The 22,288-nt window shown below is 58.3% G+C and carries 24 protein-coding genes; 10 read left to right on the top strand and 14 right to left on the bottom strand.

The window, feature by feature from the left end; translation table 11 throughout:
* Positions 1-134 precede the first annotated feature (134 nt).
* Positions 135-1,007: a methyl-accepting chemotaxis protein gene (locus ACK3EW_RS18520; RefSeq protein ID WP_493807333.1), complete on the bottom strand. Its 873-nt coding sequence runs from the start codon at positions 1,005-1,007 to the stop codon at positions 135-137.
* Positions 1,008-1,217: 210 nt separating this feature from the next.
* On the opposite strand from ACK3EW_RS18520, the gene tnpA (ACK3EW_RS18515) reads away from it, so the two are divergent.
* The 3 genes from tnpA (ACK3EW_RS18515) to tnpC (ACK3EW_RS18505) all read left to right on the top strand — a co-directional run bounded on the left by tnpA (ACK3EW_RS18515) (position 1,218) and on the right by tnpC (ACK3EW_RS18505) (position 3,642).
* Complete coding sequence (tnpA, locus tag ACK3EW_RS18515) at positions 1,218-1,598, top strand: IS66-like element accessory protein TnpA (protein ID WP_493806895.1); 381 nt, start codon at positions 1,218-1,220, stop codon at positions 1,596-1,598.
* Positions 1,595-1,942: an IS66 family insertion sequence element accessory protein TnpB gene (tnpB, locus tag ACK3EW_RS18510; RefSeq protein ID WP_037967155.1), complete on the top strand. Its 348-nt coding sequence runs from the start codon at positions 1,595-1,597 to the stop codon at positions 1,940-1,942. Before tnpA (ACK3EW_RS18515) ends, tnpB (ACK3EW_RS18510) begins: the two co-directional genes overlap by 4 nt.
* 62 nt (positions 1,943-2,004) lie before the next feature.
* On the top strand, positions 2,005-3,642 hold the full coding sequence (gene tnpC, locus ACK3EW_RS18505; RefSeq protein WP_493806894.1) for an IS66 family transposase: 1,638 nt from the start codon (positions 2,005-2,007) through the stop codon (positions 3,640-3,642).
* Between the two features lie 21 nt (positions 3,643-3,663).
* Here the strand turns inward: tnpC (ACK3EW_RS18505) and ACK3EW_RS18500 are convergent, their stop codons facing one another.
* The 10 genes from ACK3EW_RS18500 to ACK3EW_RS18455 form a co-directional block, all read right to left on the bottom strand.
* Positions 3,664-3,873, bottom strand: a complete 210-nt coding sequence (locus tag ACK3EW_RS18500; RefSeq protein WP_493807332.1) for a PAS domain-containing protein — start codon at positions 3,871-3,873, stop codon at positions 3,664-3,666.
* A 36-nt stretch (positions 3,874-3,909) separates the two neighbouring features.
* Positions 3,910-5,478 (bottom strand): IS66 family transposase, encoded by a 1,569-nt coding sequence (gene tnpC, locus ACK3EW_RS18495; RefSeq protein WP_301070747.1) that lies wholly within the window; start codon positions 5,476-5,478, stop codon positions 3,910-3,912.
* A 55-nt stretch (positions 5,479-5,533) separates the two neighbouring features.
* Positions 5,534-5,887, bottom strand: coding sequence for an IS66 family insertion sequence element accessory protein TnpB (gene tnpB, locus ACK3EW_RS18490; protein ID WP_301070749.1), 354 nt, complete (start codon positions 5,885-5,887; stop codon positions 5,534-5,536).
* A complete protein-coding gene (gene tnpA, locus ACK3EW_RS18485; protein WP_301070753.1) occupies positions 5,884-6,288 on the bottom strand; it encodes an IS66-like element accessory protein TnpA in 405 nt (134 codons plus the stop codon). The genes tnpB (ACK3EW_RS18490) and tnpA (ACK3EW_RS18485) overlap by 4 nt, the downstream gene beginning before the upstream one ends.
* A gap of 143 nt (positions 6,289-6,431) precedes the next feature.
* Positions 6,432-8,000, bottom strand: coding sequence for an IS66 family transposase (gene tnpC / locus ACK3EW_RS18480; RefSeq protein WP_301070747.1), 1,569 nt, complete (start codon positions 7,998-8,000; stop codon positions 6,432-6,434).
* Positions 8,001-8,055: 55 nt separating this feature from the next.
* Positions 8,056-8,409 carry an IS66 family insertion sequence element accessory protein TnpB gene (tnpB, locus tag ACK3EW_RS18475; RefSeq protein WP_301070749.1) on the bottom strand — a complete coding sequence of 118 codons (354 nt, stop codon included), beginning with the start codon at positions 8,407-8,409 and terminating at the stop codon, positions 8,056-8,058.
* Positions 8,406-8,810, bottom strand: coding sequence for an IS66-like element accessory protein TnpA (tnpA, locus tag ACK3EW_RS18470; RefSeq protein ID WP_301070753.1), 405 nt, complete (start codon positions 8,808-8,810; stop codon positions 8,406-8,408). The genes tnpB (ACK3EW_RS18475) and tnpA (ACK3EW_RS18470) overlap by 4 nt, the downstream gene beginning before the upstream one ends.
* A gap of 260 nt (positions 8,811-9,070) precedes the next feature.
* Positions 9,071-9,340 (bottom strand): hypothetical protein, encoded by a 270-nt coding sequence (locus ACK3EW_RS18465; RefSeq protein ID WP_493807331.1) that lies wholly within the window; start codon positions 9,338-9,340, stop codon positions 9,071-9,073.
* Between the two features lie 13 nt (positions 9,341-9,353).
* Positions 9,354-10,703 (bottom strand): ISNCY family transposase, encoded by a 1,350-nt coding sequence (locus ACK3EW_RS18460; protein ID WP_493807330.1) that lies wholly within the window; start codon positions 10,701-10,703, stop codon positions 9,354-9,356.
* A 237-nt stretch (positions 10,704-10,940) separates the two neighbouring features.
* The gene (locus ACK3EW_RS18455; protein ID WP_493807329.1) at positions 10,941-11,834 is read right to left on the bottom strand and encodes a LysR family transcriptional regulator; all 894 of its coding nucleotides are present in this window, start codon (positions 11,832-11,834) and stop codon (positions 10,941-10,943) included.
* A gap of 105 nt (positions 11,835-11,939) precedes the next feature.
* On the opposite strand from ACK3EW_RS18455, the gene cuyA reads away from it, so the two are divergent.
* From cuyA to ACK3EW_RS18420, 7 genes are all read left to right on the top strand, one after another.
* On the top strand, positions 11,940-12,974 hold the full coding sequence (gene cuyA / locus ACK3EW_RS18450) for a D-cysteate sulfo-lyase (protein ID WP_493807328.1): 1,035 nt from the start codon (positions 11,940-11,942) through the stop codon (positions 12,972-12,974).
* 9 nt (positions 12,975-12,983) lie between these two features.
* Complete coding sequence (locus tag ACK3EW_RS18445; RefSeq protein WP_493807327.1) at positions 12,984-14,186, top strand: DegT/DnrJ/EryC1/StrS family aminotransferase; 1,203 nt, start codon at positions 12,984-12,986, stop codon at positions 14,184-14,186.
* Positions 14,186-14,929, top strand: coding sequence for a cysteate racemase (gene cuyB / locus ACK3EW_RS18440; protein ID WP_493807326.1), 744 nt, complete (start codon positions 14,186-14,188; stop codon positions 14,927-14,929). Before ACK3EW_RS18445 ends, cuyB begins: the two co-directional genes overlap by 1 nt.
* Positions 14,930-14,965: 36 nt before the next feature.
* Complete coding sequence (locus ACK3EW_RS18435; RefSeq protein WP_493807325.1) at positions 14,966-15,922, top strand: ABC transporter substrate-binding protein; 957 nt, start codon at positions 14,966-14,968, stop codon at positions 15,920-15,922.
* Between the two features lie 97 nt (positions 15,923-16,019).
* Positions 16,020-17,057 carry a quaternary amine ABC transporter ATP-binding protein gene (locus tag ACK3EW_RS18430; RefSeq protein WP_493807324.1) on the top strand — a complete coding sequence of 346 codons (1,038 nt, stop codon included), beginning with the start codon at positions 16,020-16,022 and terminating at the stop codon, positions 17,055-17,057.
* Positions 17,050-18,636, top strand: coding sequence for an ABC transporter permease (locus ACK3EW_RS18425; RefSeq protein ID WP_493807323.1), 1,587 nt, complete (start codon positions 17,050-17,052; stop codon positions 18,634-18,636). Before ACK3EW_RS18430 ends, ACK3EW_RS18425 begins: the two co-directional genes overlap by 8 nt.
* 87 nt (positions 18,637-18,723) lie before the next feature.
* Positions 18,724-19,548, top strand: coding sequence for a DUF2189 domain-containing protein (locus ACK3EW_RS18420; RefSeq protein ID WP_493807322.1), 825 nt, complete (start codon positions 18,724-18,726; stop codon positions 19,546-19,548).
* Between the two features lie 52 nt (positions 19,549-19,600).
* On the opposite strand, the gene urtE is transcribed toward ACK3EW_RS18420, so the two are convergent.
* The 3 genes from urtE to urtC are packed head-to-tail and all read right to left on the bottom strand — an operon-like array spanning position 19,601 to position 22,288.
* Positions 19,601-20,308, bottom strand: coding sequence for an urea ABC transporter ATP-binding subunit UrtE (urtE, locus tag ACK3EW_RS18415; protein WP_439120733.1), 708 nt, complete (start codon positions 20,306-20,308; stop codon positions 19,601-19,603).
* Positions 20,298-21,038 (bottom strand): urea ABC transporter ATP-binding protein UrtD, encoded by a 741-nt coding sequence (gene urtD / locus ACK3EW_RS18410; RefSeq protein WP_493807321.1) that lies wholly within the window; start codon positions 21,036-21,038, stop codon positions 20,298-20,300. Before urtD ends, urtE begins: the two co-directional genes overlap by 11 nt.
* Positions 21,035-22,288, bottom strand: coding sequence for an urea ABC transporter permease subunit UrtC (gene urtC, locus ACK3EW_RS18405; RefSeq protein WP_493807320.1), 1,254 nt, complete (start codon positions 22,286-22,288; stop codon positions 21,035-21,037). The genes urtD and urtC overlap by 4 nt, the downstream gene beginning before the upstream one ends.

Raw genomic sequence — 22,288 nt, 5'->3', positions numbered from 1 at the left:
CGTGCGCCGGTGTCGTGCGTAGCGTTCTATGTTCGGATCACACGCTCCCGCTCGGACGATGCAAAAAAGGCGCAACTGATGGGTTGCGCCTTCTGCCAAATCAAAGGGCGACTGACGTGCGAGTTTGAGTAAGGTCAGTTCGTCTGGAAGGTCGCAACTTCAGAGGCAAGCACGTCGGATGCGTCTGCAAGCCTTTTGCAGGCAGAGGTCGTTTCTATAGCCATCTGAGCGTTTTCTTGAGTCATATGTTCCATAGGGCTGACCGCCTCAGTGATCTGAGAGAGCGCGGCCGATTGCGTGGTCATGCCGTCCGCGATCCGTTCCACAGTCTTGGTCAGACTTTCAAAGCCTTCGAAAAAGCTGTTCAGGTCCGTGCCAGCTCGATTGACCAGAGACACACCGTTCGAGACATGGGTCTCACTTTCAGCGACCAGCCCGCCGATCTCGCGGGCAGATTCCGAACTGCGTTGTGCAAGCTGCCGCACTTCCGTTGCAACAACGGCAAAGCCGCGACCGGCATTCCCTGCGCGCGCGGCCTCGATCGCTGCGTTCAGTGCGAGAAGATTGGTTTGAACCGCAATGGATTCAATAGTGTTGACGATTTTTGAGATACGCGCTGACGATGTCTGGATCAACACCATGGCATCCATCATGTCTTCGACCAGCTTTGCATTCCCTTCGGCTGTACTGCGAGTTTCCTTGGCGATGCCGTCTGCGGATTGTGCTTCATCGACCGCGGTGCGGACCGTTTCATTCAACTGGTTCAAGGCTTGCGCAGTCTGACTCAGTGCAGACGCTTGCGACGCGTTGCGATTTGACAGCTCTTCCGACGAGGCCGAAAGGGCCTGTTCGATGGTTTGAACTGCTCCGGTCACAGTCGAGACCCGTCCAAGCAGCGCGTTCCAATCGTCCATCGTGCGGTTGAAGGCATTGCCAAGAACGGCAAAGTCAGGCGCTTCGCTGACCTTGATGCGATGTGTCAGGTCTCCATTTCGCAGGTGTTCCAAACCCTGTTCGAGGTCCTTGATGGCCTGCTGGCGCGTTGTGACGTTGGTGGCGATCTTGATGATCCGCGATACAGCGCCGTTTTCATCAAAAACCGGTGCGTAGGTCGCAAGGTAACCGCGCCATTGGCACCGCCTGCCTGAGGTTGGTGCGGTGATCTAAGACACGTGTTTAACTACGTCGTTAGCGACGTGTCTTATGCGGGGTCCCTGATGCGTGGTGAAATTCTTGGGATGGAGCGGCGGCGCTTCTGGCGTGATGAGGACAAGCTCGAGATCATCATGTCGGTCGGGGTTGGTGGCACAACGGTGACGCAGGTGGCGCAGCGCCATGAAGTGACGCGGCAGCAGATTTACGCTTGGCGGCACGACCTGAAGAAGAAGGGTCTGTGGTCGCCGGAGGCCGGGGCGCTTTTCTACCCTTTGGATATGCCAGTGGCGGCTGGAGTGCCGACAGCGCAGGATACGGCCGCTGAAACGTCGCCACCGGTTGCGGTTGAATTGCGTTTGCGTGGCGGCCGTAGTTTACATTTTGAAAGCACGATTGATCCGACTGCACTGTCGGTGCTGATCCGCGCGGTGGACGCCGCATGATCGGTCCCGGCACTGGTGTGCGTGTGTATCTGGCGTGTGGTGTCACGGATATGCGAAAGGGAATCGCGGGGCTGGCCGCTTTGGCGCAGGATGTGTTGCGTCAGAAACCAGCCAATGGTGCGGTATTTGCGTTTCGTGGGCGACGCGGGGATCGTATCAAGCTTCTGTTCTGGGATGGCCAGGGGTTTTGTCTCTACTACAAAGTCTTGGAGCGTGGCCGCTTCCCCTGGCCGAATGCTGCGGATGGGTCGATGCGGCTAACATCAGCACAGCTCGCGATGCTGTGGGAGGGGATCGACTGGAGACGTCCGGATTGGGGCGCTCCGCCAGCGCGCGTGGGGTAATTCTGCGCACGAATTATCGTTATTTATATGGCGCTTGAGCCTGTTTTTTGGTAGTCAAGCGCATGTCTGAACCTGCTGAAAACCTGCCTGATGATCCCGCTGAATTGCGCGCTATGATCGCTGCTCTACAGGCTGAAAACCTGCGGATCGCGGCAGAGAACGCCAAGATATCGGCCACGCTACGGGTTCACGACCAGCTGGTGCAAGCCCTGCGCCTACGGATCGCCAAGCTTCAGAAACTGGCCTTCAGCAAATCCTCGGAAAAGATTGAGCGCGAGATCGAACAGCTGGAACTGGCGCTTGAAGACCTGCTGGTTGCCGTGGCCGAAGACGATGAAGCGCCAATCGACGAAGGGCCGGATGAGCCATCAGCGGAAGCTGCCGATGCGCCCACTTTGCGCCGCAAGCCACGTGTCTCGGATGCGACCCCGCGCGAACGCCGTGAACTGGACCCCGGTGCCTGCTGCCCCGACTGTGGCGGCGATCTGCGTGTGGTGGGTGAGGATGTCAGCGAACTGCTGGACATGATCGCCGCTCAGATGAAGGTGATCCAGATTGCCCGGATCAAGAAATCCTGCCGCCGGTGTGAGCGGATGGTGCAGGAACCAGCACCCAGCCGTCCGATCCCCGGCAGTATTGCAGGGCCGAACTTGCTGGCCCATGTGCTGGTCTCGAAGTTCGACGACCACCTTCCGTTATATCGCCAGCACGAGATCTTCGCCCGCATGGGAGCAGACATTCCCGAAAGCACGCTTGTTGGCTGGTGCGGGCGAGCCATGAAGACCTTACAGCCGCTCATTGTACGGATCGAGGCGGACATCATGGCCAGCGACCTGCTGCATGCGGACGACACCCCCATCCGGGTGCTTGATCGCAGCATGCGCAACAGAGGGCTTGGCAAGGGTGTCAAGCAGGGCCGGATCTGGGCCTATGTGCGTGATCAGCGACCCTGGGCCGGGGCATCACCACCGGGTGCTGTCTATCGCTTTGCGCCAGACTGGAAGGAAGAGCACGTCCTCAGTCATCTGTCCGCAGCGCAGGGCATTCTTCAGGCCGACGGCTACAAAGGGTATGCCAAGCTTTACGCGCCAGAGCCTGACGGCACAGCCCGTTTGCGGGAGGCCGCCTGTTGGGCGCATCTGCGGCGCGACTTCCATGACTTTTGGACCTCAACCAAATCCGAGATCGCTCGCGAGGCGCTCGACCGGATCGGAAAATTCTACGACATCGAGCGCGATATCAACGGTCAGCCCGCCAACGTCCGCTATGCGGCACGTCAAAAACTTACCAAGCCCAAGGTCGAGGCTTTCTTTGCTTGGTCTGAACAGCAGCTTCTGCGCATCCCCGGCAAAAGCGATCTAGCCAAGGCGTTCCGCTATGGCCTCGCGCGGAAGGAGGCCTTCAGCCTGTTCCTGAACGACGGGCGTGTGGCCATCGACAACAATCCGGCCGAACGCGCCCTGCGCCCGATTGGAATAGGACGTAAAAACTGGCTCTTCGCGGGCGCAGATACCGGCGCGGAAACCCTCGCGCGCGCGATGACGGTCATTGAAACGGCCAAGCTGAACGGTCTTGACCCGCTGGCCTATCTTGCTGACATCCTCGACCGCATCCACGATCACAAGATCAACCGGCTTGATGAATTGCTGCCTTGGAACTGGGCGCCGATCGCATCCGTGAAGAACAGTCAAGCCGCGTAAGCTGCGGTATCAATGGCGTGGTTACGTCGCAAGCAGCCAAATCGTGCGTCCTGTCCGCGTCCGGCGCGGGAAACGGTCGGTGAACGTCTTTCCTGAACTCAGGTCCTGCCAGAATTTTTTGTACGCGTTGGACTGCTCATAGTCCTGATCGACAAACATCCTGTGATGTTTCCCGATAACGGCATCGGCGGGGTATTCCACGGTTGCGAGGAAGTTTGCGTTCGCGTGCAAAATTTCTGTAAGCGGTGTCTGAAGGGCACTTGGGTTTCAGCTTGACGGCTGGAAGTTCCAAGGAAGCAACTCGTCGATGCGGTGTTGCGGATGTCCGGCCGCAATGGCTTCGAGCGTAGCCTTGAGATAGGCGAAAGGCTCGATGGCGTTGATCTTGGCGGTCTCGATCAGGGATGCGATGCGGCCCCATGCCTTGCCCCCCTCGTCATGACCGGCGAACAATGCGTTTTTCCTGTTCAAAGCAATCGGCCTGACCAGATTTTCGACCTTGTTGGAGTCGATCTCGACGCGTCCGTCCGTCAGGAAGGTCTGCAAACCATCCCAGTGTCGGTGGATGTAGGCAAGCTTCTCTCCGAGGCGCGATTTGGCCGAGATGCGCAGGCGCTGCGCTTGTAGCCAGATGCCGAAGGCTTCGACCAGTGGCGCGGATCGTGCCTGGCGCGCTGACAGGCGCTGGCCCGGGGACGTGTCGCGGATGTCTTTCTCGACGGCATAGATTCCTGCGATCTGGCGCAGGCCCTCGGCGGCGATCTCGGAACCATCGCGATCGAAGATTTCCTTGAGCTTGCGACGCGCATGCGCCCAGCAATGGGCGACAACGATCGGATCACCGCCCTTGCGGTCAGGGCGCGTCAGCCGGTTGTAGCCCTGGTAGCCATCGAGTTGCAGCGTGCCGTTGAAGCCGGTCAGGAATTTCTCGGCATTCTCCCCGCGGCGATCGGGAGCATAGAAAAAGACGACCCCGGGGGGATCATCGCCGCCCCATGACCGATCATCGCGCGCCAGAGCCCAGAGGTAGCCTGTTTTTGTCCGCCCGCGGCCCGGATCGAGGACCGGCGCCGTGGTTTCGTCCATGAACAGCTTCGTGGATGTCTTCAGGTGCTCGGCCAGCCGGTCCACGATGGGTCCAAGGTGGAAAGCTGCCACACCGACCCAATCAGCCAGCGTCGAGCGGTGAATGTCGATGCCAGAGCGGGCGAGGATCTGTGATTGTCGGTAGAGCGGGGCATGGTCCGCATATTTGCTGACCAGAACATGCGCGATGGCGCCTTCGGTTGGGAGCCCGCCCTCGATCAGCCATGCGGGCGTCGGTGCTTGTGTGACCCCATCGGTGCAGGTGCGGCAGGCATATTTTGGGCGGACCGTCACGATCACACGGCACTGTGCCGGGACGATGTCGAGCCGCTCGTTGCGGTCCTCGCCGATCCTGTGCATCTGCCCGCAACCACAGGGGCACATCAGGCTGTCGGGTTCGACTACCTGCTCGATGCGTGGCAAACCGGCGGGCAGGTTGCCGCGGTTGCGCCTGGCCACTCGCTTTCGCTTGGGCTTGTCGTCTCCGGGCGTCTGCACCTTCTTTTGTTCACGGGCCTCGGCGACGGCAGCTTCAAGATCCTCGAAGGTCAGCTGGCGATCATCTTCGCTGAGCTTCTCGGACTTCTTGCCGTGGACCACCTGGTTCAGCTCGGCCACCAGATGCTCAAGACGTTTGACGATGTCCTCCAGCTCCGCGGCCCGCGCAGCTTTTGCCTTCAAGGCCTCAAAAGCTACGCGGTATTCCGGTGGCAGGACGGACAGATCGAGGTCTTTGGCAGCGGCGCTCATGATCAGTATTATACACTGGGATCAAAGCCATGATCCCTGCATTCGTCGCCCCGAGTCACTCCGCCGCAGCTGGTGGGCGGGTCTCCAGCGCCTTGACCTTGCGCCAGTCCAGCCCGGAAAAAAGCGCCTCGAACTGTGCGTGGTTCAGCGCCATCATTCCGTCCTTGATCGTGGGCCAGGTGAAGGTCGTGTCCTCGAGCCGTTTGTAGGCCATGACCAGACCGCTGCCGTCCCAATAGAGAAGCTTCAGCCGGTCCAAGCGCTTGGCCCGAAACAGGAACACTGTCCCGGTGAACGGATCTTTGCGGAGCACGGTCTGCACCATGGCTGTCAGCCCGTCGTGTCCTTTTCTGAAGTCAACCGGCTGCGTTGCCACCAAAATGCGCACACGGTTCGAAGGGAAGATCATGCGCCACCCCCAAGCGCACGCACGATGTCCCCAATCCGGGCTGCAGGCGTGGCACCGTCCAGCCGGACAGAAACCGATCCAGCTACGATCTCGATTGCCCTACTCGCCGAACCCGTATCTTCCGCCGATGGCGAACTTTCGACATCGAACATCACCAACGGGGCGAAGTCCGTGTCAGCCTCTGGCGCGGGCAAAACAAGTTCACCATCCTTGGCCAGCCGCCGCCATCCCGACAGGTGGTTCGGGCGAAGGTTATACTTGCGCGCAACGTCATTCACCGTTGCTCCAGGCACCAGCGTTTCTGCCACGATCCGCGCTTTCACACGATCTGGCCACCGTCGGCTCCCGGTCCGTGAGACCTCAACGCCCAAACGCGTGAGAAACTCGTTCGTAGTCTCCATGGCGAAACTCACCTCCTGTTATCCAACAGGGCGTGAGTCTCAAATCACAAGGATCAAGAGAAGGTGGGCGCCACACAGCGCTTACAAATTTCTCCGTCCACCGTGAAATGAATCGTAAGCGGTGTCTGAAGGGCACTTGGGTTTCAGCTTGACGGCTGGAAGTTCCAAGGAAGCAACTCGTCGATGCGGTGTTGCGGATGTCCGGCCGCAATGGCTTCGAGCGTAGCCTTGAGATAGGCGAAAGGCTCGATGGCGTTGATCTTGGCGGTCTCGATCAGGGATGCGATGCGGCCCCATGCCTTGCCCCCCTCGTCATGACCGGCGAACAATGCGTTTTTCCTGTTCAAAGCAATCGGCCTGACCAGATTTTCGACCTTGTTGGAGTCGATCTCGACGCGTCCGTCCGTCAGGAAGGTCTGCAAACCATCCCAGTGTCGGTGGATGTAGGCAAGCTTCTCTCCGAGGCGCGATTTGGCCGAGATGCGCAGGCGCTGCGCTTGTAGCCAGATGCCGAAGGCTTCGACCAGTGGCGCGGATCGTGCCTGGCGCGCTGACAGGCGCTGGCCCGGGGACGTGTCGCGGATGTCTTTCTCGACGGCATAGATTCCTGCGATCTGGCGCAGGCCCTCGGCGGCGATCTCGGAACCATCGCGATCGAAGATTTCCTTGAGCTTGCGACGCGCATGCGCCCAGCAATGGGCGACAACGATCGGATCACCGCCCTTGCGGTCAGGGCGCGTCAGCCGGTTGTAGCCCTGGTAGCCATCGAGTTGCAGCGTGCCGTTGAAGCCGGTCAGGAATTTCTCGGCATTCTCCCCGCGGCGATCGGGAGCATAGAAAAAGACGACCCCGGGGGGATCATCGCCGCCCCATGACCGATCATCGCGCGCCAGAGCCCAGAGGTAGCCTGTTTTTGTCCGCCCGCGGCCCGGATCGAGGACCGGCGCCGTGGTTTCGTCCATGAACAGCTTCGTGGATGTCTTCAGGTGCTCGGCCAGCCGGTCCACGATGGGTCCAAGGTGGAAAGCTGCCACACCGACCCAATCAGCCAGCGTCGAGCGGTGAATGTCGATGCCAGAGCGGGCGAGGATCTGTGATTGTCGGTAGAGCGGGGCATGGTCCGCATATTTGCTGACCAGAACATGCGCGATGGCGCCTTCGGTTGGGAGCCCGCCCTCGATCAGCCATGCGGGCGTCGGTGCTTGTGTGACCCCATCGGTGCAGGTGCGGCAGGCATATTTTGGGCGGACCGTCACGATCACACGGCACTGTGCCGGGACGATGTCGAGCCGCTCGTTGCGGTCCTCGCCGATCCTGTGCATCTGCCCGCAACCACAGGGGCACATCAGGCTGTCGGGTTCGACTACCTGCTCGATGCGTGGCAAACCGGCGGGCAGGTTGCCGCGGTTGCGCCTGGCCACTCGCTTTCGCTTGGGCTTGTCGTCTCCGGGCGTCTGCACCTTCTTTTGTTCACGGGCCTCGGCGACGGCAGCTTCAAGATCCTCGAAGGTCAGCTGGCGATCATCTTCGCTGAGCTTCTCGGACTTCTTGCCGTGGACCACCTGGTTCAGCTCGGCCACCAGATGCTCAAGACGTTTGACGATGTCCTCCAGCTCCGCGGCCCGCGCAGCTTTTGCCTTCAAGGCCTCAAAAGCTACGCGGTATTCCGGTGGCAGGACGGACAGATCGAGGTCTTTGGCAGCGGCGCTCATGATCAGTATTATACACTGGGATCAAAGCCATGATCCCTGCATTCGTCGCCCCGAGTCACTCCGCCGCAGCTGGTGGGCGGGTCTCCAGCGCCTTGACCTTGCGCCAGTCCAGCCCGGAAAAAAGCGCCTCGAACTGTGCGTGGTTCAGCGCCATCATTCCGTCCTTGATCGTGGGCCAGGTGAAGGTCGTGTCCTCGAGCCGTTTGTAGGCCATGACCAGACCGCTGCCGTCCCAATAGAGAAGCTTCAGCCGGTCCAAGCGCTTGGCCCGAAACAGGAACACTGTCCCGGTGAACGGATCTTTGCGGAGCACGGTCTGCACCATGGCTGTCAGCCCGTCGTGTCCTTTTCTGAAGTCAACCGGCTGCGTTGCCACCAAAATGCGCACACGGTTCGAAGGGAAGATCATGCGCCACCCCCAAGCGCACGCACGATGTCCCCAATCCGGGCTGCAGGCGTGGCACCGTCCAGCCGGACAGAAACCGATCCAGCTACGATCTCGATTGCCCTACTCGCCGAACCCGTATCTTCCGCCGATGGCGAACTTTCGACATCGAACATCACCAACGGGGCGAAGTCCGTGTCAGCCTCTGGCGCGGGCAAAACAAGTTCACCATCCTTGGCCAGCCGCCGCCATCCCGACAGGTGGTTCGGGCGAAGGTTATACTTGCGCGCAACGTCATTCACCGTTGCTCCAGGCACCAGCGTTTCTGCCACGATCCGCGCTTTCACACGATCTGGCCACCGTCGGCTCCCGGTCCGTGAGACCTCAACGCCCAAACGCGTGAGAAACTCGTTCGTAGTCTCCATGGCGAAACTCACCTCCTGTTATCCAACAGGGCGTGAGTCTCAAATCACAAGGATCAAGAGAAGGTGGGCGCCACACAGCGCTTACAATGAATCACAGCCTGTGTGCGGTCGACCATCGAAAGTAGGGCGAGTTGATGTTGCAACCAAGTAGAAATGTCACCGGTTTTGCAAAGTAGAAATGTCACCAAATGCGCTGAGGGGAGCAAGGCTTTTGAGCCCGGAGACTTCAACTATCGCAGGGCTGAAAAGCCTTGCGGCGATCAGTGAAAGAGATTCTGTTTCTCTACCTTTGTGAAGAAGGCGGCTAGCCCTTCCTCCTTCACGGTCTTTTCGAATTGCTGCCAGGCAAGACCATCTGCAAGGAAAGGCTCATCATACAACGTCGTCGTGCCGAACTCGTTGATGACCTCCAAATACCAGCTTGGATCAATGGTCGTTTTGTAGATCTCAACCGTCAAAAATCGTCCATCGATCTCCACGTCGGCGCATAGTTCAGAGAAGATCACGTCGACATCGTCATCGGTATCCATGGTCACATCCTTCTTACCGTTGCGCCGCTTGCGCAGTTGTCTTCTTCACTCGCGCATCTGATGGACGTCCTGGCCGTCGGCCGTTTGACTTATATCCCATCTTCTCAGAGTTCGTACGGACCTTGGGCTTTGGGGGCGCCGCATCCTGCATCTCTTTGATATGCTCAAGCACGGCGCTCAGGTTCTTGTTGCTGGTGATCGCCGCATGAGTAACGCGTTGGTCCATGTCAAAAAACCTGTAGGGTAGGGAATAGCCTTTCCAGCGGACCTCAAACCGACCGTCCACAAAGGCATAGGTGTCCACATATTTGCCGACCAGACCGCGCGTGAGGTCGTTCTCTTCGAGCATGATGCGCTTGGGCTCATAGGAAAACGTCAACTGCTTGCCGACATAGCGGTTCTCACGCCAGCACAAAACGTCCGCAAGACGATCCGGTTCTACGTTAAGAGCACGGTGCAGATTGTCTGATTTGGCCGGAGCTTTGGCGAATTTGGCGTTGTGACGCTCTTTGAACCCCTGCAGATAGGCGTTTCCAGCCTCCATGTCAGAAATATCCGCCAGGCGGAGCTCCTTGACCAACCTGTCCTGCAATGTTCGGTTCGCGCGCTCGACACGACCTTTGGCTTGGCTCGAATTGGCGCACAGAATCTCAATGTTCAACTCGCTCAAGGCGCGCCCAAACTGGGTCATTCGCGCGCCGCCCTTAGCGTCTTCCTTGGCCACGCGAAATACCGTGTGCTTGTCGGAATAGAATGCAACAGGGCGCCCATGGGTTTGCAGATAGCGCTCCAAAGCCTCGAAATAGCTGAATGTACTTTCCGACTTCACGAACCGCAGCTCCATCAAGGTGCTGGTCGCGTCGTCAATAAAAACCAGTAGAGTGCAAGGCGGCGCGCGGTCTTCAAACCAACGATGATCCGAGCCATCGATCTGAATCAACTCGCCATAGCATTCCCGGCGCAGGCGCGGTCGATGAAACTGGCGGCGCTGTTTGCGGGACAGCCAAAGGCCATCCTCAACCATCCACTTGCGCACAGTCTCGCGCGAGACTGTGAGCCCGTGATGTTCGGACAGCATCTCAGCCGCAAGCGTCGGTCCGAAGTCAGGATACTGTTCTTTGATGACGCTCAAAGCATAGTCGCGTTTAGCCGCGTGGATTTGATTGTTTGGCGAACGCCCCCGCGACTTGTGCCGGAGCGCTGAAGCTCCGTCCTGACGATACCGCTTCAACAGTCGGAATATCTGCCGACGCGTCAGGTCCAACATGTTCGCCGCATTGTCGACGCTCAGCCGACCGTCATCGACCTGCGCCAAAACCTCAACCCGGTTCAACTCGCGCTCGCTCATCAATACCCATCCCATGTCCGCTCATCCTCTCATCAGTTTGCGAGGAGAGTGACATTCCTGAATTGCTCATGGGTGACATTATCGCTTTGCGCGTACAGTTGACCTTCGTCTATTTCGGTTTCTGTTGATACATCAAGCATGGTTCAATCCCCTTTGGGTTGCTGACTCAACGGCAAGAAGCGTGCCAGTTTTAGGGAAAAATTCTGCTGCAGTTCGGAAACGCGGTTTGGCAAGAATATTGTTATTCGTGGTTCACATTTCTTGAACGAGCCGCGACCAAGCATCAAGCGTCGCAACGTTTGACGTGGTTGCCCAGCGCTGCGCGACGATGTCCATTTCGATACAACCAAGCGTATCTCCGAGATTGGTCAGATCGCCGCGCGCAAGGTCCGGTTGCGCCAAGGCCGCGGGCACCCATGCGACGCCCAAGCCCGATTGCGACAACTGAAGCGCCGCAGTTGAAAGGCCAGTCTCTGTCACAACGCTCACACTGCACTGCGCTTCGATCGGGGGAAGGATATGCCGGTTCAGAGCGGCCCCGAGGAATACATCCGCGGGATAGCCGATTATCCGCAATGCCCCGTCGCGAAACCCGGCGATAAGGTCTGCAGCATGGGCTCTGCCACAGACCGGGATCAGGGTTTCTTCGCCGATCACGGCTTCAATCAGAAAAGAGGCTGGTTCGGACGCAGGTTCCGATTTGATCCGGTAGGTCAGAGAAATCGCTGCTTGTCTGCGGATCAGCAAGGTTTCGCATTCATCCCGGTTCGCAGAGCGCAGACGAATATGTGTGCGACTGGGTTCTGCCACCGAATTGATGATCTGCGTTCCCATCGACGTGGTGATCGCGTGCTGGCTGGCGATCACAAGCTGGCGGAGGCCAGAGCTTTGTTCCTGTCGCATGTCTGACAGCAGAAGTCTTTGTTCAGCCGCCAGTTTTCGCAGCTCCGCGTCGCGGTCGCGCAGGACGGTGGATGGCCCGCTGGGCTTGACGCTGCGGTCAATGAGTTCGATGCCCAGCAGCTCTTCGAGGGTTTTGATGCGGCGTGAAAAGGCAGGCTGTGTTACATTGCGCAGGCGGGCGGCGTCAGCCACGCCGCCACTGTCCAGAAGCGCCACGAGGTCTTCGATCCAGTCAATTCGCATTTTGCCCCTCTTTATGCGTGTTGTGCATAATAACTCCGGTTTTTCTATTTGACGAGGCCGGTTACATGCAGAATTGATACAGCAACCCAATCAAAGGACGCTCCGATGCACTTTTCCCGATTCCCCCGCGTTAACCTCGCTCATTTGCCCACCGCACTGGAGCCGATGGACCGCCTGTCCAAAGAGCTTGGCGGGCCACGTATCTGGATCAAGCGCGATGATTGCACCGGCATGTCGACGGGTGGGAACAAAACCCGCAAGCTCGAGTTTTTGATGGGTGAAGCGCTTGAGCAGGGCGCTGACATGGTAATGACTCAAGGTGCGACCCAATCGAACCACGCCCGCCAGACGGCCGCCTTTGCGGCGCGTCTTGGTCTGGATTGCCATATCCTTCTGGAGGACCGGACGGGATCAAACGACCCGAACTACAATGAGAACGGCAACGTCTTTCTGGATTTTCTGCATGGCGCGACTGCTGAAAAGCATCCCGGCGGCGCGGATATGCCCGGTCTGATGGAGGCACGTGCCGAAGAGCACCGTGCCAAAGGGCGCAAAGTCTATGTTATACCGGGTGGTGGATCAAATCCGACAGGTGCGCTTGGTTATGCCAATGCAGCAATGGAAATAGTGAGCCAAGCCAACGCAATGGGATTGGAGATCGACCGTATTGTGCACGCTACAGGAAGTGCTGGTACACAAGCGGGTCTGATTACTGGATTGAAAGCGATCAACGCGAATATCCCGCTTTTGGGGATTGGCACACGTGCGCCCAAGCCGAAGCAAGAGGAAAACGTCTTCAATCTCGCGGTCAAGACAGCCGAGAAGCTGGGCTGCGCCGGTGTCGTATCGCGCGAAGATGTGGTGGCGAACACCGATTATGTGGGTCAGGGTTACGGCATCCCAACCGAAAGCGGGATTGAAGCGATTGAAATGTTTGCGCGACTTGAAGGCTTGCTTCTTGATCCGGTCTATTCCGGAAAAGGTGCTGCGGGGATGATTGATCTGATCCGCAAGGGCGAAGAGTTCAAGAACGACAAGAACATCGTCTTCCTCCACACTGGCGGTGGTGTCGGGCTCTTTGGCTATACGGCGGCTTTCAACTATGATGCGCCGGTGTCATCACCCGCCGCAGCAGAGTAATCCTTACCGATGCAGCCATTCACCGGCAGTTTCACGCAACAGGAACCCATCGCGGATGACGCGATTACGGCAGCTGTTGAGGTACTGCGCAGTGGGCGGCTGCATCGCTACAACACCGTCGGCGACGAGCTCGGCCCGGTGGCCGAGCTTGAAAAGGCCTATGCGGCCTATCAGGGGTCGTCCTATTGCCTTGCCTGCACATCGGGCGGTTACGCGATGGCCACGGCGCTGCGTGCGCTCGGCATAGGAGCTGGCGACCGTGTTTTGACGAATGGGTTCACGCTCGCCCCCGTTCCAGGAGCGATTGCTGCCGTTGGGGCCGAAGCGGTGCTGGTCGAGATCACGACGGATCTGGTGATTGATCTGGACGATCTGGATGCCAAGATCGCCAAAACCGCGCCCAAGGCGATGCTTCTGTCGAACATGCGCGGGCATCTGTGTAACATGGATGCGCTGATGGCGGTGCTTGACAGTCACGGCGTGCCATTGATCGAAGACTGCGCACATACGATGGGCGCATCGTGGAAAGGGCGCAAATCCGGCAGCTTTGGCATTGCCGGATGCTTTTCGACCCAGACGTACAAACACATGAACAGCGGCGAAGGCGGGTTTCTGACGTCGGATGATCCCGAATTTATGGCGCGTGCGATTATGCTGTCGGGGTCATACATGCTTTATGAACGGCATGGGGCTGGGCCCGCGCCCGAGGTGTTTCAAGACATCCGGCTCGACACGCCCAACATGTCGGGACGGATGGACAACTTGCGGGCGTCGATCCTTTTGACCCAATTGGGCAGTTTAGAGACGAATATCGACCGTTGGAATGCCCGGCATGATCTGGTGGCAGACCGTCTGCGCGGGATGCCTGATGTCTATGTGCCGCACCGCCCCAAAGAAGAGCGATATGTCGGTTCGTCGTTCCAATTCCTGATGCCGACCGCCAGCACAGAAACAATGAAGCAGGTGGTTACTGGAGCAAAAGCGCTGGGCGTCGAACTCAAGTGGTTCGGCGCGGACAGCCCGGTTGGGTTTACGTCCAACCACCAAAGCTGGCGCTACGTACCACCTCAGAATTTGCCCAAAACGGATGCAATTCTCGCTGGATTGCTCGATATGCGCATTCCCTTGACGTTCAGCCTTGAGGATTGCGCCCATGTGGCCGACATTATTGCCCATGTGGTAGGGCATGCCTTGCAAAAAGGAGCAGCCTGATGCGGCGTATTGGTGTGCTGGGTGGTATGGGCCCGGAAGCGACGATCTTTTTCATGCAGCAGGTTGTCGCTGCGGTGCAGGCTCGCGATGACGCGGATCACATCCCGCTTTTGGTCGACAACAACACGCAAGTGCCCTCGCGCATCAAAGCCATTCTCGAAGGTACAGGCGAAGACCCCGGACCGGTTCTAGTGGATATGGCCAAGGGGCTGGTTACTGCAGGTGCCGAGGCGCTTGTGATGCCGTGCAACACGGCACATTATTACGCAAACCAAGTGGCTGCAGCGACGGACAGGCCATTTTTGAATATGGTTGAGATGTCCTGCGCAGAAGCGGCCCGCATCGCACCCTGTGGCAAGGTCGGGCTGCTGGGATCTCCGGCATTGCAACAGGTGGGTGTGTTCGAAGCTGCTTTGGCTCAGGCTGGTCTTGCCCCTGTCTACGCAAAAGAGCAGGGGCGCGCCCTTGCTACGATCCGGTCGATCAAGGCACAGGGTCCATCCGAATTTGCAGCGCATACGCTGTCGGATATCTGTGCCCAGATGGTCGAAGATGGCGCGGATGTGATCTGTATCTGCTGCACAGAGTTTTCATTATTGGCATCGGACATTGCGGCGAACGTGCCGATGTTCGATGCGCTGCAGGTGCTTGTCAGCGCCGCGGTCGAGTATTCACGATCGGGTGTGTCCTCACCCGGCGGGAGAGAGGGGGATGTCGCACTGACATGTGCCGCTTCCCCCTGAAAAATCAATCAACAGGGAAAGGACGACACTATGAAGATGACCAAGACACGGGCTCTAACGACATCAGCCATCGTAGCTCTTAGCACCGGTGGCGCGGCTCAGGCTGCGGATATCGTAATCGGCGTGCCCAATTGGGCGTCTGTCAATGCGACGGCGCATGTTCTGGAAGTGGTGATCGAGGATAACCTCGGTCTGGATGTCGAGCTTCAAAACGGCACGAACCCAATTGTTTTCGAGGCGATGGACAGTGGCTCCATGCATGTACACCCCGAGGTGTGGATGCCGAACCAGCAAAACCTGCATGACACCTATGTCCAAGACAAAGGCTCGGTTGTGATGAACACCAACCCGGTGCAGGCCGAGCAGGGCATGTGTGTGCCCGCCGCAATCGCTGAAGAATATGACATCAAGCACATCGATGATCTGAGCGACCCGGACAAGATCGCGATTTTCGACACAGATGGCAATGGCACGCCCGAAGTCTGGATCGGCGCACCCGGCTGGGCGTCGACCGTGGTCGAAAAGATCCGTGCAAAGTCGTACGGCTATGACCAGATGTTCGAACTCACCGAGTACGAAGAAACCATCGCTTATGCCAACCTTGCGAATGCGGCAACTGCGGGTGAGCCGTGGATCGGGTTCTGCTACAGCCCACACTATATCTTCGTGACTCAGGACCTTTATGTGCTGGAAGAACCCGCGCATGATCCGGCAACGTGGACTATCGTGCAGCCGACCGATGACCCCGATTGGCTCGAAAAATCCGAAGCGTCGACCGCGTGGAACGGTGCCACCTTGCACCTGCACTATGCCAAGGAATTGGAAGAGGCCTATCCCGAAGTTGCAGCGCTGTTCCAGAACTATCAGATGACCGGTGATGACCTAAGCGCCATGGGCAAAGCTCTTGCCGTCGATGGCGTCGAAGCAGCCACTTTCGCCAAGCAGTGGGTTGCGGACAACGAAGACACTGTCATCAACTGGCTGACCAACTAAGCCTCTCGTATCAGGGTCGCAGTGATGCTGCTGCGGCCCTGTTCCCATGTGCTCCGTGCTGCGCGCGCAGGGTACGCATACCCAACGGGAGAGGCATATGAACGACCCTGTCGTAAAGCTCGAACATGTCTGGAAGATCTTTGGCGAGCGCAGTGACGAGGCCATGAACGCCGTCTTGAACGAAGGGCTGACCAAGCCGGAAGTTCTTGAGCGTTTCAAATGCGTCGTCGGCGTGCAGGACGCCAGTTTCGAAGTCGCACGTGGTGAAATTTTCTGCATCATGGGCCTGTCTGGTTCGGGCAAGTCAACGCTTGTGCGTCACGTGAACCGGCTGATCGAACCAACGGCGGGCAAGATCGAAATACTTGGGCAGGATGTTTCTGCGATTTCAGCAACCGAACTGAGGCGCATCCGGGCGCAGCAGATCGGGATGGTGTTTCAACACATGGCTTTGCTGCCGCACAGGTCAGTGCGGGATAATGTGGCCTATCCATTGGAAATCCGAAAAGTGCCCAAGTCCAAACGCTGGGCGATTTCCGATCATGCTTTGGGGCTAGTCGATCTGACCGGTTATGAGGATCGTCTGCCGCGCGAATTGTCTGGCGGTATGCAACAACGCGTTGGTATTGCCCGCGCCTTGGCATCCGATCCTGAGATACTCTTGATGGACGAGCCGTTTTCAGCGCTTGATCCGCTCATCCGTTTGCAGCTTCAGGATCAGTTCAAGGCGCTTGTGGCGCAGCTCAAGAAAACCACGCTTTTCATCACGCATGACCTCGATGAAGCCATCCGCATCGGTCACCGCATCGCCATCATGAAAGACGGCGTGATCGTGCAGATCGGCACACCAGAAGACATCGTGATGAACCCGGCCGATGATTACGTGCGTGAATTCGTGCAGGGGATTTCCAAGCTCAAGCTGGTGAAGGCCCATTCTATCATGGAGCCGATGGCAAGCTATCAAGGCTCGCTCGATGGCGCGCCCCGTGCCGATGAGGGTGCCGATCTGGACCAACTGATCGACCTTGCCGTCGGAACCGACCTTCCCGTGGTCATCACTCAGGACAGCACAGATATCGGAATAGTGACAAAGCCACGCCTGCTGCGCGGCATTCAGGGGGGCAAAAATGAGTGACGCAACCACAGATGTGAAAGTCACCGCCGCCTCGGATATCGAGGTCGACCGCGATGCGCTGGACAGGTCCATCAAGGACTTTGCTGGGCCCAATGGCGACTACTATGTGCGTGCGTTTCATACGATCCACGACAGCACGGGCATCATTCCCAAGACCTTCAATGTGGCAGCAGCACTTCTTGGCCCAGTTTGGGCCTCGTCGCGGGCAATTTGGGGAATGTTCTGGGCCTTCCTCATCCTGGAAATCATCGCGTGGGTGCAGATCGGGCGCGGGCTCTGGGGCAATCTTGGCGCTGAGTTTCTTGACCGGGCAGCCCAGCAGCAGGTTCGCATGCAAGAACGGCTGGATCAGGCTGCTGCAGCCGCAGATGAAACAAGCCGCCAAAGGTTCGAAACGCTGGCTGGCAACATGCAGCGTGCCATCGACCAGAACATTGAACGGGCCGAAGCCGCACAGGCCGAGGGCATGAGCATCCTTGTGACTGGTCTGGTGCTGCTGCTGGTCTTCAAGTTCGTTCAGGGGGTGTACGCCAATGTGGCCTACGAAAAGCAGTATTCGCGTTGGCGCATTGATCCGACTGGCACGGAAAGCGGTCGTTCGACCAAAAATCTGGTCTTGGGCGCGGTTCTGACCGCGGCTGTTGCGCCGCTCATCATCTACAAGTTCACCGTCAGCAATTCACTCGCTCTGCTTGACGAATTCCCTGAAAGGCAGGTTTCCGAAGCAGTGCTTGGTGAGGACGGAGGCACGCTCTTTGGTGCGGTCGCCTCGTGGATGGAGGCGCGCATTGATGCAGCTGCCACAGCCGGGGGTGACGTGTTCGACGGGATCGTCGCGGGTGTACGAACGGTTTTGGACGGCCTGACATTGGCCCTGAACGGTTCGCCTTGGCCGGTGGTGATGCTGGTGATTGCCGTCACCGCCTATCGCGCTGCCGGTCCGCGCGTGGCGATCTTTACGATAGCGGCCATGGCATATACGGCTTTGCTCGGCTATTGGGCGCTGGCGATGGAAACGGTCGCTCTGGTTGGGGCTGCAGTGATCCTGTGTGTGATCATTGGCATCCCATTGGGCGTATGGTTCGGCAAATCGCGGCGCGCCTATCGCATGGCGGAACCTGTGCTTGACCTGATGCAGACGCTGCCCGCTTTTGTCTATCTGATCCCGATCATTGCGTTCTTTGGTACTGGCAACCCACCGGGTATTTTGGCAACGATCATCTTTGGCATGCCACCGGTCATTCGCCTGACAGCGCTGGGCATGCGGGGTGTGCCTGACAGCATCAAAGAGGCTGCCGTGGCCTTTGGTGCATCCAAGTGGCAGCTCTTGAAGGATGTTGAAATCCCGCTTGCCTTGCCGTCGATCATGGCTGGGGTGAACCAAACGATCCTGATGTGCCTTTCAATGGTGGTGATCATCTCGCTTATCGGTGGCGGTGGTCTGGGGCAGGAGATCCTCGAAGCGCTGCAATTTGCGGCCAAAGGCCCGGGTTTGCTGGGTGGCTTCGCCATTCTGTTCCTCGCGATGGTCATGGACCGCATTGTTCAGGGCGCGTTCAAGCGGGCAGATCAGAAGTAGGTCTGCCCGACCACACGACCACACGCGACACGCTTGACTTGTTATGTTGCGGGACCTGAGGCAGATTTGCCTTGGGAGGAACGTGTGATGGCAACGGAAACTGCAGGTTCAAAGCCGCCCAACACTGTCGCGCCGCAGCAGCGGACGACCTACACCGTCAACACCGTCACGGCAGACGATATCAAGGCATCGTTGAAAGCAGGGTTCTCGGACTTCGTGTCCCGACCAGTGATGAGCGGTTTCTTCGGCCTCTTCTATGCGGTCTTTGGAATCTTGTTTGTCTGGTGCTTGGTCTGGCTGGGAAAAGTCTGGATGGTCCTCCCAGCTGCAGTTGCCTTTCCCTTGATCGCGCCTTTCGCCGCGGCCGGGCTTTACGAAATGTCCCGCCGTTTGCAACGCAACGAAAGCTTCGGCTGGTCCGAAATCCTCACCGTCATGGCCAACCAGCGAAAACGCGAGATGGGCTGGATGGCTTTCGTAACCTTGTTCATCCTTTGGATATGGTTTTACCAGTTCCGCACGGTATTGGTGATTGTCCTACAGGATTCATCCTTCTCGGATTTGGAGGGCTTTTTCAGAGTCGCTTTCTTCACCTCCGAAGGATGGACCTTTCTGGCCATAGGCACCTGCGTCGGCGCGTTTCTGTCGGCTGTTCTATTTTCAGTTACCGTTGTCGCGATGCCCATGCTTCTGGATCGCGACATCGATTTCATCACGGCGATGCTGACCTCTGTCCGTGTCGTAACAGAGAACCCTACGGTCATGTTGGCTTGGGCTGCGATCATCACGGTCACCATGCTTCTGTCGCTGGTGCCAGCGTTTCTGGGCCTGATCTTTACGCTTCCCATTCTGGGGCACACCACGTGGCACCTTTACCAGCGCGCGGTGACTCCGACCCTGGCAAAGGGCTGATGGAAAAGGCCTCGCCTGCGCCCATCAACCTGTGCACGCGGTCTTTGAAGCTTTACACCGACACGCCTGCCAAAAGCGCATCTCGATCCAGTTCCGCCTTTTGGCCGCTCATCTTTACCGCGCCGCGTTCGAGAACGTAGAAGCGGTCGCCAAGGTCATAGGCAAAGCTGAAATACTGCTCGACCAGCACAATCGCCATGTCTGCCTGTTCTCGCAGCAGGGCAATCACCCGACCGATTTGTTGGATAATGTTGGGCTGGATGCCTTCGGTCGGTTCGTCCAGTAGCAATAGCTTCGGCTTGGTGATCAGCGCCCGCGCAATGGCAAGTTGCTGTTGTTGCCCACCAGACAGGTCGCCACCCCGACGGTTGAGAAATTCCTTGAGGATCGGGAACAACTCAAAAATATGATCAGGGATGTGATGTTCGGATTTTGGCAGGCAGGCAAACCCTGTCTCGAGGTTCTCGCGCACGGTCAGCAGTGGAAAGATATCGCGGCCTTGCGGAACGTAGGCCACACCTTTTTGCGCCAGCGCATGCGCCGAAGCATGGGAAATCGCCTCTCCGTTCAGCGACAGCGATCCACCCGAATAGGCATGTGTACCCGAGATCGCCTTCAGCAGTGACGTCTTACCTACACCGTTGGTTCCCATCACGCAGGTGATTTCGCCCTTGGCGGCGGCCATGTCGATGCCGTTGAGGATTTGACTGCCGCCATAGTGCAGCGTCAGACCCTCGGTCTTCAGGACTTCATCGGCCAAGATACACCTCGATCACCTGTTCATTCTTCGTCACGTGGTCAAGCGAGCCTTCGGCCAGCACCGACCCTTCGTGCAGCACCGTCACCTTGCAGTTCAGGCGGCGCACAAATTCCATGTCATGCTCCACCACGACAACCGCTCGTGTCTTCGCAGCTTCGCGCAGGATGTCGGTGGTGTGTTCGCGTTCCGCCGGGGTCATCCCTGCAGCGGGTTCATCGATCAACAAAAGGCGGGGGTCTTGGGCCAGCAGCATCCCGATCTCGAGCCACTGCTTTTGCCCATGGCTCAACTCGCCCGACTTTCGGTGCAACGCGCCCGACAGTCCGATCTGTTCTGCCAAGTCCGCCACCTTGTCGCTGTCCTCCTGAGATTGCTTGAAGAATAAAACGGCCAGCGGACCGCGCGTTTTCTTTAATGCCATCATCAGATTGTCAAAGACGCTCTGATCTTCGAACACGGTCGGACGTTGGAATTTTCGGCCAACTCCGGCTTGTGCGATCTTGCTTTCCGACATCTTGAGCAGAGACACACTTTTGTCGCCATAGATCACCCGGCCCTCATCGGGTTTCGTCTTTCCCGTGATGATGTCCATAAAGGTCGTCTTGCCCGCGCCATTGGGCCCGATCACTGCGCGCAATTCGCGATCGGCGATCTGGAAGGACAGGTTGTTGATGGCTTTGAACCCATCAAAGGACACCGACACGCCCGAAACCTCAAGAAGTGTGCTCATTTGTCGGCCTCCTGTTCCCGCAGCGCGCCGTGGTCGGGACCAAGGTCAGCGCCATGGCGGTTGGGGCTTTTGCGATCGATCAGGATGTCTACCAATCCGCCGATGCCTTTTGGTGCGAATAGCGTCACACAAACAAAGGACACGCCCAGCAGCACAGTCCACCAGTCAACCCAGCTGATCGTGTAGAAACCAAGGTTGATGTCCGGTGCCTGACCTCCGGTGAACCATGTCGACACTAACGACACGAACGCTGCACCAATCACTGCTCCATATAGCCTGCCGCGTCCACCGATGGCGACCCAAACGGCCAGATAGATCGACGCGATTGGTGCGATTTCTGCCGGGTTCACAATGCCCGCCTGCGGATAATACAGCGCTCCCGCAATGCCGGCGATTACGGCGGTCAGGGTGAAGATCACCAGCTTAAACGCCTCAACTGGGTAGCCAAGAAACCTGACCCGTGCTTCGTCATCGCGGATGGCGCGAATGACCGATCCGAACTTGCCTGATACGATCCAAGCACACAGTAGATAGCCGAGCGCCAGCGCCAGCGCCGAGGCCCAGAAGAACCAAAGCGACACGATGGATTGCGGTGTGTCGCCCAAACCCGGCAGGTTTTGCAGTCCGGACAACCCGTTGTTGCCCCGCAAACCGCTGTCATTCTGGAACAGGTGTAGCGATAGGGCGAGGGTCATCGCTTGGGTCAGGATCGACAGGTAAACACCCGTTACGCGGCTGCGGAACGCCAGCCACCCAAAGACCAGCGCTAGCAAGCCGGGCACGAGAACAACGGCGGCCAGCTGCAGGGGCAGCGAATGCGCGAACGCCCAGATCGGCGGAAATTCTGACGATCCGACAACGCCGAAGATCTGCGTGGCAATCCCGTCAGACACCTCTTGTGGTGTCGGGGGTAGGGCGGCGGCGGACAGGCTTTCCAGAACGATGATCTCGGTGCGGGCATACATGAGCCACATGCCGATGGCGTAGCCACCAAGCCCAAAGAAGGCCATATGCCCCAGCGACAGGATCCCGCAATAGCCCCAGACAAGGTCCATCGCCAAAGCCACAAGGCACAGGCAAAGCGTCTTACCCAACGTCTTGATGAAACTGGTCGAGATCACGCCGATCCCGAACCCTTCAGACAGGACTGTGACCGCAACTGTGAACAATGCGAGGATGGCGAGAAAGATCATTACCGACGGAAAGCGGAGCGCGAAAGGCTGGCGGCGGGGGAGGGCAGCATCAGTCAT

This window comes from Marivita sp. NO-S04, assembly GCF_059070475.1.
Note: the sequence above shows the minus strand (reverse complement) of the source record. Positions and strands in the feature narration are given on the sequence as shown.